This is a genomic window from Bacillus sp. KICET-3 (assembly GCF_033261025.1).
Classification (GTDB): Bacteria; Bacillota; Bacilli; order Bacillales; family Bacillaceae; genus Bacillus; species Bacillus sonorensis.
Genome location: NZ_CP137345.1, coordinates 4268519 through 4281147, shown reverse-complemented (window position 1 = coordinate 4281147; position 12629 = coordinate 4268519). Strand labels below are relative to the sequence as shown.

12 protein-coding genes are annotated in these 12629 nt (G+C 44.0%); 6 read left to right on the top strand and 6 right to left on the bottom strand.

Annotated features, from left to right (window positions below):
* Positions 1-50: 50 nt before the first annotated feature.
* The 4 genes from R5H20_RS21870 to R5H20_RS21855 form a co-directional block, all read right to left on the bottom strand.
* The gene (locus tag R5H20_RS21870; RefSeq protein WP_006639521.1) at positions 51-1589 is read right to left on the bottom strand and encodes a solute symporter family protein; all 1539 of its coding nucleotides are present in this window, start codon (positions 1587-1589) and stop codon (positions 51-53) included.
* The gene (locus tag R5H20_RS21865) at positions 1586-1900 is read right to left on the bottom strand and encodes a DUF485 domain-containing protein (RefSeq protein ID WP_006639520.1); all 315 of its coding nucleotides are present in this window, start codon (positions 1898-1900) and stop codon (positions 1586-1588) included. Before R5H20_RS21865 ends, R5H20_RS21870 begins: the two co-directional genes overlap by 4 nt.
* 81 nt (positions 1901-1981) lie before the next feature.
* On the bottom strand, positions 1982-2608 hold the full coding sequence (locus R5H20_RS21860) for a flavodoxin family protein (protein WP_006639519.1): 627 nt from the start codon (positions 2606-2608) through the stop codon (positions 1982-1984).
* 577 nt (positions 2609-3185) lie between these two features.
* Entirely contained in the window at positions 3186-3335 is a 150-nt protein-coding gene (locus tag R5H20_RS21855; protein WP_006639518.1) for an anti-repressor SinI family protein, read from the bottom strand.
* A gap of 826 nt (positions 3336-4161) precedes the next feature.
* On the opposite strand from R5H20_RS21855, the gene galE reads away from it, so the two are divergent.
* From galE to R5H20_RS21825, 6 genes are all read left to right on the top strand, one after another.
* On the top strand, positions 4162-5160 hold the full coding sequence (galE, locus tag R5H20_RS21850; RefSeq protein WP_006639517.1) for a UDP-glucose 4-epimerase GalE: 999 nt from the start codon (positions 4162-4164) through the stop codon (positions 5158-5160).
* A 456-nt stretch (positions 5161-5616) separates the two neighbouring features.
* Positions 5617-6594: a cytochrome aa3 quinol oxidase subunit II gene (gene qoxA, locus R5H20_RS21845; protein ID WP_087962542.1), complete on the top strand. Its 978-nt coding sequence runs from the start codon at positions 5617-5619 to the stop codon at positions 6592-6594.
* A 17-nt stretch (positions 6595-6611) separates the two neighbouring features.
* Complete coding sequence (qoxB, locus tag R5H20_RS21840; RefSeq protein WP_317907704.1) at positions 6612-8561, top strand: cytochrome aa3 quinol oxidase subunit I; 1950 nt, start codon at positions 6612-6614, stop codon at positions 8559-8561.
* A gap of 14 nt (positions 8562-8575) precedes the next feature.
* A complete protein-coding gene (qoxC, locus tag R5H20_RS21835) occupies positions 8576-9190 on the top strand; it encodes a cytochrome aa3 quinol oxidase subunit III (RefSeq protein WP_006639514.1) in 615 nt (204 codons plus the stop codon).
* Complete coding sequence (gene qoxD, locus R5H20_RS21830) at positions 9190-9555, top strand: cytochrome aa3 quinol oxidase subunit IV (RefSeq protein ID WP_006639513.1); 366 nt, start codon at positions 9190-9192, stop codon at positions 9553-9555. Before qoxC ends, qoxD begins: the two co-directional genes overlap by 1 nt.
* Before the next feature lie 407 nt (positions 9556-9962).
* Positions 9963-10412: a GNAT family N-acetyltransferase gene (locus R5H20_RS21825; protein ID WP_006639512.1), complete on the top strand. Its 450-nt coding sequence runs from the start codon at positions 9963-9965 to the stop codon at positions 10410-10412.
* A gap of 100 nt (positions 10413-10512) precedes the next feature.
* On the opposite strand, the gene R5H20_RS21820 is transcribed toward R5H20_RS21825, so the two are convergent.
* Positions 10513-10773 carry a spore morphogenesis/germination protein YwcE gene (locus R5H20_RS21820; RefSeq protein ID WP_006639511.1) on the bottom strand — a complete coding sequence of 87 codons (261 nt, stop codon included), beginning with the start codon at positions 10771-10773 and terminating at the stop codon, positions 10513-10515.
* Between the two features lie 298 nt (positions 10774-11071).
* Positions 11072-12427 (bottom strand): YjiH family protein, encoded by a 1356-nt coding sequence (locus R5H20_RS21815; protein ID WP_006639510.1) that lies wholly within the window; start codon positions 12425-12427, stop codon positions 11072-11074.
* Between the last annotated feature and the right edge of the window lie 202 nt (positions 12428-12629).

Genomic DNA, 12629 nt, shown 5'->3' with positions numbered 1-12629 from the left:
TGCCTTTTCTGTAGAAATCCGGCCTTGCTGTAATGACCCGGAGTTTTGGACTATGATTTGTCCATATGGATCCCCGTATGCGCCTTTACCTGAATTTCCGCAAAAGCTTCGTGGTCAGGAGCTTTTGGGAATAAGACCGTTCCGAGATAAGCTCCTAAAAAGCCGAGCGGAATGGAGATGATTCCCGGATTAGATAACGGAATCAGCGGTTCTCCGATAAAAATGGCGTTTCCTGCGGGATCCCAGACACTCGGGCTCATCGAAACGAGAATCAGGGCGCTCAAAAGGCCGGTCAAGCTGCCTGCCAGCGCTCCGGCTGCATTAAAACGCTTCCAAAAAACAGTGAAAATAATCAGCGGCAGATTGGCGCTTGCCGCAACGGCGAAGGCCAGTGACACAAGAAACGCGACATTCAGCGATTGGGCAAAGACGGCGAGCAGAATCGAAAGAACGGAAACACCGATCGAAGCCCATCTTGCTGCGAGCATTTGCTCCTTCTCTGTTGCGTTTCCCTTTCTGATGATTTGACTGTAAATATCGTGTGCAAAAGCGGAAGCCGCCGAAAGGACAAGGCCCGTGACAACTGCTAAAATCGTAGCAAACGCGATGGCCGAAATAAAAGCGAACAAGAAGTCCCCGCCGAGTGCCTGTGCCAAGAGCGGCGCAGCCATGTTCCCCGCCTTATCCGCAGCCAAAATGTCTTCAAAGCCGACAAACGCGGCGGCGCCAAAACCGAGAAAGACCGTCATGATATAAAAAACACCGATAATCCATGTGGCCGAAACAACCGATTTTCTTGCCGTCTTTGCATCCTTCACAGTATAAAACCGGATCAGAATGTGGGGAAGCCCGGCAGTTCCGAGGACAAGCGCAAGGTTCAGAGAAAGAGTTTCAAGAGGAACTTTATATTTATTGCCAGGGTTCAAAAAGTCCGCACCAAGGGGAGTAGCCGCTTTCATTTGTTCGAACATGTTCGTGAGGCTGAATCCGAACTTGGAAAACACCATGATTGAAATGACAAGCGTTCCCGCCATTAAAAGGACCGCTTTAATGATCTGCACCCAGCTCGTTGCGATCATTCCCCCGAAAACGACGTAGATGGTCATCAAAACGCCGACAATGCAAACCGCAAGCGTATAGTCAATGCCGAGCAGTAGCTTGATCAGGGCTCCGGCGCCGACGAGCTGTGCGATCATGTAAAATGTTGAAATGGCAATTGTGTTTAAGGCCGCGACTCCGCGGATTTTCTTTTGTTTAAAGCGTGAGGCGATCATATCCGCCATTGTAAACTTCCCGAGATTCCTGAGCGGCTCGGCGACAATATAGAGCACCACCAAATATGCCACCAGAAAACCGATGCTGTAAAAAAAGCCGTCAAAACCGTTTAAAGCGATCATGCCTGCAATGCCGAGAAATGATGCGGCTGACATATAATCTCCCGCAATGGCCAGTCCGTTTTGAATGCCGGTGAGCCCCCCTCCGGCCGTATAAAACTCATTGGCCGTTTTAGTCTGCCTTGCTGCAAAATACGTGATGACAAGCGTGAGGGCCACAATGACAAGAAACAGAATAAAGGCAGTCGCGCTCATGATTCAGCCCCTCCTATTTCATGTTTGAAATCATTTGCCATTCTATCGAACTGTTCGGCTTTTCTTGTATAAAGAATGCATAGCGTCCACGTCATGATGAATTGTGCAATCGCGAATACCCACGCCCATGTAACAGAGCCGGCGGCAGGCTGATTTAAAAACGTAAAATACGATGTCAAAATCGGCAGAAGAAAGTAAAAGAGCAGAAAGAAAACCGTCATCGGCACGATGAAAGCGCGCTTTCTCTTTAAAAGCTCTTGAAATGCCGGAGATGCTGCAGCCTTGCTGTAATCTATTTTTTCTTCTTTCATTTGGTTTGTCCCTCCTTGTATTTGTCTCAAAAGATACAACAAGGTATGTAACAGGCTCCGGTTTTATTCTTGAAATTTCATTTATATAAGATGAAAGCCCTGACGATCTCTAAAAAATGTTTTCTCCATAGCGCGTATCGATTGTTCACGATTTCTTTTGTCATGATTTCCCCTTCCTTTTTGCTTCAGCCCGTTCGCGGAAAAAACCGCCGCCGAATCGTTTGCAATGCTTCCGGGACGATTGCCTTTGCCAATAAGATATCCGCCGAATGTCATCTCCATAAAATCAAAGATATATTGAAACTGCTGAATGAGCGGCAATCCCTTCAGATGCGGTTCATCATCACCGACAGCGATGACGTATGCTGTTTTCCCCGACATCTGTCGTTTAAAATCATCTCTGCCTTTTTCAAGCAGTGTCTGCGACCAACGGTCAATAAAATGTTTCATCAGTCCTGACATGCCGTACCAATAGATAGGGGTGGCGAAAATCACGATGTCTTTATTCAAGATCCGGGTTAACAAGTCCCGATAATCATCGTCAGGATAAGACGGTAAGCTGTCACTGTGCCGGCAATCCAGTACAGGAGTGACATGATAGTCGCGCAGAAAGATCTTGTCCGCATCAAGGCCCTCTATGATTTGGTTTACAAGCATGTCTGTAGTTCCGTTTTGACGGGAACTTCCGCAGATAGCTGCAATCTCCATATTGACAATGCCTCCTGTATGTTTGATTTCTACTTCAGTTTATAATGAGAAATCTAAATCAGTAAAATTGATAATTTAGATTTTTGCCATCGAAAAAAACGATTTTAGAGGAGCTTTTAATTCCTACTATGGGAAAACAAATGGATTGTCAGTTTCCATCTGAACCTGAGATGGGAAGAACTTTCATATCCAGAGGCTTGCCTGAGACGGCGTGCTGAGCAGGGCTTCTGTAAAGGGAAACGAAAAATGCGGCGGGGAGGCTTTGATGACGCCTGCCTTTCGGGGGAATTGAACGATCAAACGAGAGCGGCCGCAGTTCAAGGGGTAAATGATCCGGCAGCACGCTGTCTGATTGGTGCAACATAAAAGCTTGCAGGGGCAGGGACTTCGATCGCAAAAAAGGCGCATTCTGATTGGGAAAGGGTGAGGCTGAGTTTGAGTCTGCACAGGCATGCACCTGAAATACGTCATTATCAATTTATTAAATACTCTTTAAAACAGCCGGTTGGATCATCTTGAAAAATCAAGATTCAACAGAACCGCCTGTTTTATAAATGATTAATGTCTTTCTAAATGTCTACTGCTTCAGCTGTCGGTCAGTATCTTTCTTTTTGGACTGAGTGCGAAGAAATTTTTTGACATCTTCAATATGCAACCCCAGATTTTTCGCCTCCTTCATCAAAGTCACCCAATCTTTGTCCAGTTTGCGTTTCGTTTGAGTATTCATAGACTCCTCCAATATGATAAGACGTTGTTCATCTCAAGGAAAAAATCCGTTTTTTTCCTTGAGATGTATTAAAGTTATAAAACAACAGCTGTATGAAAACAATGACAAATTTCATAAAAAATTCACATTTCCAGAAAAAATCAACCTACCTATTCCCTAAATAACTGACTAAAAAACCCAAAAAATCTTAGATTCTTACTTATTATAATAAACAATCAATTACTGACTGGATAGTATTCAAATAAAAATGATTAGTTTTCCCTATTAAAATTTTCTCAATTGGAGCCGAATATGCTTTGAATATTCAAAAAATAAATGCCGGAATAAGGGCTGAAAATATCAAGGATGAGACTGCAAAGCCAGGTGTAATAAAGGATTGAGAATAAAGAAAGCGAAGCGGAACGGCTGGGTGCTTTTTACTTATCTGAACAACGGCTAAAAGGCGGGTAATCCAAAAATACTACAAAACCTTTGCCAAAGTGGAAAAAAAGAACATTCTTTTCAAATGCAGAGAAAAAGTATAGAATTTAAGCGAAAACAACTCGTTTTTTTCAAGGGAATCCAAATGTTCACGATAAAAAACCGAACCATAAATCAGAAAGAACTTGACCCAGAACGATTGAAAAGGACTGCAGCAATCTGCAGCTTTTGAAATTATTTTGACAATCCAAGCTGAAAAAGCTGGAAAATGGTAAAATAAAATCGCCTAAATGAATGATTATGATCCCTGGCAATCGCAACGTTCGATTATGTGAAAAAATCAGGAGAAAAGACATTGAATGGAAAGCTTGATGCCTGCGGCGTCAGTGAAAGGGGAGGAAATGGATTGGCAGTTTTAGTATGCGGAGGTGCAGGCTATATTGGCAGCCACGCGGTGGCAGAGCTGTTGAGCCGTGGTGAAGAGGTCGTCATTATTGATAATCTGCAAACAGGCCATGAGGAGGCTGCTCTTTCTGGAGCATCTTTTTATAAAGGAGATTTGCGCGATGAAACATTTCTGAGAAAAGTGTTTCAGGAAAACTCAATTGAAGCGGTGATGCATTTTGCCGCTGATTCATTGGTGGGGGAGAGTGTAACAGACCCTCTGAAATATTATGATAACAATGTATATGGCGCAGTATGCTTATTGAAGGTGATGAGAGAATATCACGTTCAAAAGATCGTGTTTTCTTCGACTGCAGCCGTTTACGGAGAACCTGACCGGGTTCCGATTATTGAAACAGATGCGGCACATCCGACGAATCCTTATGGAGAAACAAAACTGGCGATTGAAAAAATGCTGAAATGGGCGGAAAAAGCTCACGGCATCCGCCATATCGTACTTCGTTATTTCAATGTTGCCGGAGCCCATGTCAAAGGTCTGATTGGGGAGGACCATCAGCCGGAAACCCATCTGATTCCGATCATTCTTCAAGTCGCTCTCGGGAAACGGGATAAGATCATGATATTTGGAGACGATTATCCGACTCCGGATGGGACATGCATCAGAGATTATATACATGTGATGGACCTGGTGAATGCGCATATCCTTGCAGTTGACAGACTGCGGAACGGCGGAGAAAGCGCCGTTTACAATCTTGGAAACGGGACGGGCTTTTCTGTCAAAGAAGTCGTTGAAAAAGCGCGTCAAGTAACAGGTCATTCCATTCCGGCAGACATAGCGGAACGGCGTGCAGGCGATCCGGCCCAACTGATCGCCTCGTCAGAAAAAGCAATGAAGGAGCTTGGCTGGCAGCCGAAGCACGCTGATTTGGAAACCATCATAGAGAGCGCATGGAATTGGTTCAAAGATCATCCAGACGGCTATAACAACAATAAGAAGTGAAATGGTCCGCCGGCACCAAAAAAAGCTTTCCATACACGGAAAGCTTTTTTTAATTGAATGTTTAAAGCCGTTTTCAAAACGGGAAAGTGAAAAAAGAGGCTGAACAAGTAAGTTAACCTTGAAAAAATTTAACAATGTTAAATTAATTATTGACCAAAGTTTTTTATTGTGGTAAACCTAATTTTGACAGAATTTTTGTCCGGAATCGTCTGTTGTTCGCACTTCCTTTGCGTGTAAAAAGCACTAATAAATTACCAATTGCCTCCTTCGATCATCATAATGTTATGAACTAAATTTGACGATTTTATGACATTTGGGTGAAAAAAAGGTGAACTTTCGAAAAAAATAAGGCTAATTGGTGAAGATTTTGATAGCATAGCAAGGTAGAAGAAAAGTTTTTCAGAATCTGTATTTTAGATATTCTGACCAAATTTATACATCAATGAAGGAAGGATGGTGATCCTCTTGTTCAGAGCATTCAAACCGCTGATGGCGCTTGCGCTGCTTTCGACTGTTTTTTTAATGGGCGGCTGCAGTCAAATTGCGGTGTTAGATCCTAAAGGACCTGTTGCTTCACAGCAAAGAGATCTTATTCTATTATCCATTGGATTCATGCTGTTTATCGTTGCAGTGGTTTTTGTCCTGTTTACAGTCATGATCGTAAAATACCGCGACCGAAAAGACAGAAAGTCTCCATACAGTCCTGAAGCGGAAGGTAATACGTTTTTGGAAATCGTCTGGACAGTGGTTCCGATTTTAATTGTTATTGCGCTGTCTGTGCCGACAGTCCGAACCATTTACTCTCTGGAAGAGGCTCCTAAAGCATCAAAGGATAAAGAACCTTTGGTTGTCTATGCCACATCTGTCGATTGGAAATGGGTATTCAGCTATCCTGAGCAGGATATCGAAACTGTCAACTACTTAAACATACCGACAGACCGGCCGATTAAGTTTAAAATCACATCTGCCGATTCAATGGCATCGCTATGGATTCCGCAGCTTGGCGGACAGAAGTATGCGATGGCAGGAATGGATATGGAACAGTATCTGCAGGCAGATAAGGTTGGAACATATCAAGGACGCAATGCGAACTTCACAGGTGAAGGATTTGCAGATCAAAAATTCAATGTCAACGCCATGACTGAAAGCGACTTTAATAAGTGGGTGTCCACAACTCAAAAAGATGCGCCGAAGCTGACGAAGAGCAAGTACGACGAACTGATGCTTCCTCGGAATGTGGACAAAATGACGTTCTCTTCGACACACCTGAAATATGTCAACCATGGCAATGATGCGGAATATGCACTAAAAGCGCGCGAAAGATTAGGCTATGAGCCGAAGTCTCCGCATTCCAAATCAGATCCGTTTGCAAATGTGAAAACGGAAAACAATGAAAAACAATCTGACGATTCTAAAGACCAGGATTCTCACTAAGAAAGGAGGAAGCTTGCATGAATTTGAAATGGGACGAATTCATAGTCACAGGTGATCCATTGATTCTTGGAGCACAAATTTCCATTTTGCTTACCACAATTGCAATTGTCTTTGTTTTGACATACTTCAAAAAATGGAAATGGCTGTGGAAAGAGTGGATTACCACTGTCGACCATAAACGATTGGGTATTATGTATCTTATCGCTGCGGTCATTATGTTTTTCCGCGGTGGGGTCGATGGATTAATGATGCGTGCCCAGCTCGCGCTTCCTAATAACCATTTTTTAGATTCTAACCACTATAATGAGGTTTTCACCACTCACGGTACGATCATGATCTTCTTCATGGCAATGCCGTTTTTAATCGGATTAATTAACGTTGTGGTTCCCCTCCAAATCGGGGCCCGCGATGTTGCTTTTCCATACCTGAACAACTTGAGCTTCTGGACCTTTATGGTCGGAGCCATGCTGTTCAATATCTCCTTCGTTATCGGAGGATCACCAAATGCGGGATGGACCGCATACATGCCGCTTGCCGGCAATGAAATGAGCCCGGGGCCGGGTCAGAACTATTATCTGCTCGGACTGCAAATCGCCGGGATTGGTACGCTTTTGACCGGGATTAACTTTATGGTCACGATCTTAAAAATGCGTACAAAAGGCATGACGATTTGGCGTATGCCGATGTTTACATGGACAACGCTGATTACTTCGGTCATTATCATTTTCGCTTTCCCTGTTCTTACAGTGGCTTTGGCGCTGATGACGTTTGACCGCTTGTTCGGAACTGCGTTTTTCACTTTGCAAAACGGCGGTATGCCGATGCTTTGGGCGAACCTGTTCTGGATTTGGGGGCATCCTGAAGTTTATATCGTTATCTTGCCTGCTTTCGGTATTTTTTCAGAAATCATTGCCACATTTGCGAGAAAACAGCTTTTCGGTTATAAAGCAATGGTTTATTCCATCGTGGCGATTTCCATGCTGAGCTTTCTCGTGTGGCTGCACCACTTCTTCACGATGGGGAACAGCGCGTCGGTCAACTCGTTCTTCTCAATTACGACGATGGCGATTTCCGTGCCGACCGGGGTTAAAATATTTAACTGGCTGCTGACGCTGCATCGAGGCAGAATCAAAATCACGACGCCGATGCTGTGGTCGCTTGCATTTATTCCTAACTTTGTTATCGGCGGGGTTACAGGCGTTATGCTTGCGATGGCTGCGGCGGATTATCAATATCACAACACATACTTCCTCGTATCGCACTTCCACTATGTGCTGATCGCGGGTACTGTGTTTGCTTGCTTTGCCGGATTTATCTTCTGGTATCCGAAAATGTTCGGCCACAAGCTGAACGAACGCATCGGAAAATGGTTCTTCTGGCTGTTTATGACCGGATTCAACATCTGTTTCTTCCCGATGTATTTCTTGGGATTACAAGGAATGCCGCGCCGTATCTACACATACGGAGCAGAAGACGGCTGGACCGCATTGAACATGATTGCGACAATTGGCGCATTGCTGATGGCTGCCGGATTCATCGTTCTTTGCTATAACATTTTCTACAGCTTCCGCCATTCAAAACGGGAGGAAAGCGGAGATGCCTGGGGAGAAGGCCGTACACTTGAATGGGCTACATCTTCTTCAATTCCGCCGCATTACAACTTTGCGGTTCTTCCGGAAGTCAATTCACCTGACGCTTTCTGGAAGATGAAAGAAGACAAGGTTGATATTCATCCCGAAAGCAAATTTAAGAAGATTCATATGCCGAGCAACTCAGGCCGTCCGTTTATCATGTCCCTATTCTTCGGATTTGCGGGCTTCGGACTCGTCTTTGAATGGTATTGGATGGGAGTCGTCGGCCTTATCGGCGTATTCCTCTGTATGATTCTTCGTTCATTTGAATATGATGATGGCTACTACGTAAGTGTTGAGGAAATAAAAGAGACTGAACGAAAGAATGCCAAGTAAAGGAGGCGCGATTGATGGAACATGCAGAACACGGCAATTCTAATGCTCCTATGGAATACCGGTCTGAGACAGGAAGATTAAACATCCTCGGCTTTTGGATCTTTCTGGGAGCGGAAATTGCGTTATTCTCTACGCTGTTTTCGACCTATGCTGTTCTTCACAACAGAACAGCCGGAGGCGTATTGCCTGCAGAGCTGTTTGACGCCAAGCTCGTTTTAATCATGACGTTCCTGCTGTTAACGAGCAGTTTCACATGCGGCATCGCCGTACATGAAATGCGGCGGGGAAGCTTAAAAGGTGTGATGATCTGGATGATCATTACACTCCTGCTTGGTGCAGGCTTTGTAGGCTATGAGATTATGGAGTTCACACATTATGTACATGAAGGTGCCACTTTATCAACAAGTGCTTTCTGGTCGGCGTTCTTTGTCCTGCTTGGAACACACGGAACGCACGTGTCGATCGGTATCTTCTGGATCATCGGTATTTTATTGCAGACGAAAAAGCGCGGGTTGACACCGCAAACTTCTGCTAAATTGTTTATTTCAAGCTTATATTGGCACTTTTTAGACGTGGTATGGATCTTTATCTTTACCGGAGTCTATTTGATAGGGTTGGTGAATGTATAATGGCGGCAAAACAATCAGCTGAACACAGCCACTTTCCTTGGAAGCATATTGTCGGGTTTGTGTTGTCCATTGTGCTGACCTTATTGGCCCTATGGGTGATCTATACCGATTTAAGCATGACTGCCAAGCTGTGGATTATTTTCGGATTTGCTATTATTCAGGCTGGATTGCAGCTCTTGATGTTTATGCATATGACCGAAAGCGACAGCGGCAGTATCCAAGTCGGAAATACATTGTTCGCGGCATTTATCGCAATTGCAATTGTTATCGGTTCTATTTGGATCTTCGCCGCTCATAGCCATCACGGAGACAATCCTGAAGGCGGATCTCCAGGTGCAAAACATTCTGAGCACAGCGGACATTAATTGAATAAAGCGAAAGCCCTCTTGTTTATAGAAGAGGCTTTGCTGTTGGCAAAAGAGTGTGGGTTGTTTAGACCCGCACTCTTTTTTTTGTGTCTATCAAATCGGGGTAAGAAAGAGAGCCTGACATTGTCCGTGTTTTAGGCTGAAGTCGAATGGGCCCGACGTCCATCTGCGTTTTCAGGTTTTAGCGATTCATGATTCGCCTTTGGCCGCTTTCAATTCATTGCATATTCACGAATTTGTATGACCCTGCATTTTGATGGTTTAATAGGAGATGTGAAGAATGATGCTGATTTTTGCCTTCCTATGCATGCAACAGATCAATTACACGACATATCAGCGTAAAGCCTTTTTGAACAAATTTGAGCACGGAAAATTACATTGGCGGAGGAACAAGGAGGAAAGTCATGAATAACATTGATGAGATTCGTTCTTTTCAAAAAGAGGATCTTGAATGGCTGCAAACCTGGTTTAAAGACGCTGAAGTGAAAAGACGTCTTGAAGGCATGCTGCCGCTGGATGACTGGTACAAATTCGCCCAAGAAAATGAAAAGTACTGGGTATGGGTGGCGCTAAAAGGAAGAAAACCAGTTGGGGCAGTGATGGTCGAGGTGGAGGAGGACTGCACCGGGAACATTGCTCTTTTGGTCGATCCATTTTTGCGAGGAAAGGGATACGGCAAAGCGATGATGAAAAGGGCGATGCGCTTGCCTGAGATGGGTCAAGTTAAGAAATGGTTTGCCGGAATTGAAGAGGATCACCACATTTGCTTAAGATGCTTTCAATCGATGGGATATATTTTTGAAAACGAACATCCGGATGAGGATGGATTCTACTCTCTGATTTATTTTACCTAAATGAACTTTTGTCCATCCTGAAGGAATTTCCGTATAAAACTGAATCCAAGCCGACAAAAAGGGGCGGTTTTAAGACCGGCCCCATTAGGTTGTCGTTTCATTAGCGGTTCATTCTTTTTTTGATCAATGGAAGTCCGTAAATCAAAAATGCAGCGATATGGGCAATGATGACATTGATGATGAAGAGTGCGATCATGAGAGAGTGTCCTGTAGGAGTAAGACTGCTTGTCATGTAGAAGAAGAAAAATACCCACATTAAAATGATTGGCGGGATCGAAGACAGTGCAACCTTTTTGTTGTCCAGCCATATAAATAACGGAGTGGCGCTTGCAATCAGCAAGTAAGCGAAAAACATATCCATACGTTTTCAGCCCCTTTCAATAATGATAGCGCTGTCATAAAAAGTTGGTTGGACGTTTAAATTGTGTCTAATTAGAGGATATTTTGTGAACGTTTTGTTACATTCATTATACCACGTCTTGAAAAAAATGATACATACTGGAAAGCAATTTCCACCCCGACTATTGAATCAATTTTTTTGATGTTGTCGGTAGGCATAATGGGCGAACAGAATGGGCAGAATAAGAGATGAACAGGCCGGCCGTGTCCGTACGACATAAAAAAATCCCTTGGCATCAGGTGCCAAGGGATTTTTTGCTTTAAAAAATAAAGTGGGCGCAGAGCACGATGACAGGCAGTGTGATCAATGTCCGAACGATAAAAATCAAGACCAAGTCGACGAATGTCACCGGTATTTTCGATCCGAGCAAGAGGCCGCCGACTTCAGACATGTAGATTAATTGAGTAACAGACAAACAGGCGATGATAAAACGGGTCATCTCGCTCTCAATGCCGCTTCCAAGAACAGAGGGAAGAAACATGTCGGCAAAGCCGACAACGAGCGTCTGAGAGGCCTCAGCCGCTTCAGGAACCTGCAGCAGCTCAAGGAGCGGGATGAACGGGATGCCGAGCCATTTGAAAACCGGCGTATACTCAGCCACGATCAATGCGGCTGTCCCGAGCGCCATCACGACGGGAGCGACACCCATCCACATGTCGAGAACATTTTTGGAGCCTTCTTTGAGAAAATCTTTTACGCTCGTATTCTGTCTTGCTTTTTCAACAGCCTGTTTCATTCCCCATCCAAAAGGAGTATAGCCTTCAGGAATTGTTTCTTGGTCTGTATCGGCTTTATCTGTAATGTAGGTATCAGGCTTCCTTGATAAAGGAGGAATCCGCGGACATACGACCGCCGCGACCACACCGGCCAGCAGGATCGTTAAGTAAAACGGAACAAACATATCGGCAAGATCGACTTGTGAAATAATCACGAGACAAAAGGTAATGGAGACGACGGAAAAAGTCGTCCCGATAATCGCGGCCTCACGCTTCGTATAAAAGCCGTCTTCATACTGTTTGCTCGTCAGCAGAACGCCGATCGTACCGTCTCCAAGCCATGAAGCCATACAGTCGATCGAAGACCGTCCGGGAAGCTTAAAGATCGGCCTCATCAGTTTTTTCATCAATGCTCCGAATAATTCGAGCAGCCCGAAATTCAGCAGAAAAGGCAGAAACAGTCCGGCAAACAAGAAAACCGAAAAAAGAACCGGCAATAAATTAAACAATAACGTTCCGCCCGTAGATTCTGCGTACACCGCCTCAGGTCCGATCTTGAAATACGTCAGGACGGCAAATACCATGCCGAAAAACCGGACGACATACCAGAATACAGACACATTCAGCAGATTGTAGAAAAACTCGCTTTTTTTGATGATGGTTGGATGAAACGTTTTGGTGATAAAGGTTAAGATAAATGTTGCGGAAACAATCAACATCATGATGAACGGCAGATGTTCATGAAGCAGTTTTTCCAGACCATTTGAAAAAACCGCAATCGGAATCGTTAAATCCTTCCCGGCTTTAATCGGAATCATAAACAGGGCAATTCCGATAAGTGAAGGAACCAGAAATTTTATAATATCAAGCTTTTTATGCTTTTGAAGTGCTTTTTCCAACATGCAAAACTCCTTATGCTTTGGTGGTACTGCATATTTCACCCAACTTTCACAGCATGCCAGCTGTCAAAAGTTTAATTTTATGCAACATTACTCATTTTAATACAAATAGAATAAAAATCAATGACTTTATCAACTTCGACAATACTTGGAAATATCCTTTAAAATAAAAAAAGGAATGTTTTGTGTGCGATTCACCCGA

Excerpts from the sequence above, each read along its gene's own strand:
- R5H20_RS21870 (WP_006639521.1), bottom strand. The coding sequence starts at position 1,589 with ATGAGCGCGACTGCCTTTATTCTGTTTCTTGTCATTGTGGCCCTCACG.
- R5H20_RS21865 (WP_006639520.1), bottom strand. The coding sequence starts at position 1,900 with ATGAAAGAAGAAAAAATAGATTACAGCAAGGCTGCAGCATCTCCGGCA.
- R5H20_RS21860 (WP_006639519.1), bottom strand. The coding sequence starts at position 2,608 with ATGGAGATTGCAGCTATCTGCGGAAGTTCCCGTCAAAACGGAACTACA.
- R5H20_RS21855 (WP_006639518.1), bottom strand. The coding sequence starts at position 3,335 with ATGAATACTCAAACGAAACGCAAACTGGACAAAGATTGGGTGACTTTG.
- qoxB (WP_317907704.1), top strand. The coding sequence starts at position 6,612 with ATGAATTTGAAATGGGACGAATTCATAGTCACAGGTGATCCATTGATT.
- qoxC (WP_006639514.1), top strand. The coding sequence starts at position 8,576 with ATGGAACATGCAGAACACGGCAATTCTAATGCTCCTATGGAATACCGG.
- qoxD (WP_006639513.1), top strand. The coding sequence starts at position 9,190 with ATGGCGGCAAAACAATCAGCTGAACACAGCCACTTTCCTTGGAAGCAT.
- R5H20_RS21825 (WP_006639512.1), top strand. The coding sequence starts at position 9,963 with ATGAATAACATTGATGAGATTCGTTCTTTTCAAAAAGAGGATCTTGAA.
- R5H20_RS21820 (WP_006639511.1), bottom strand. The coding sequence starts at position 10,773 with ATGGATATGTTTTTCGCTTACTTGCTGATTGCAAGCGCCACTCCGTTA.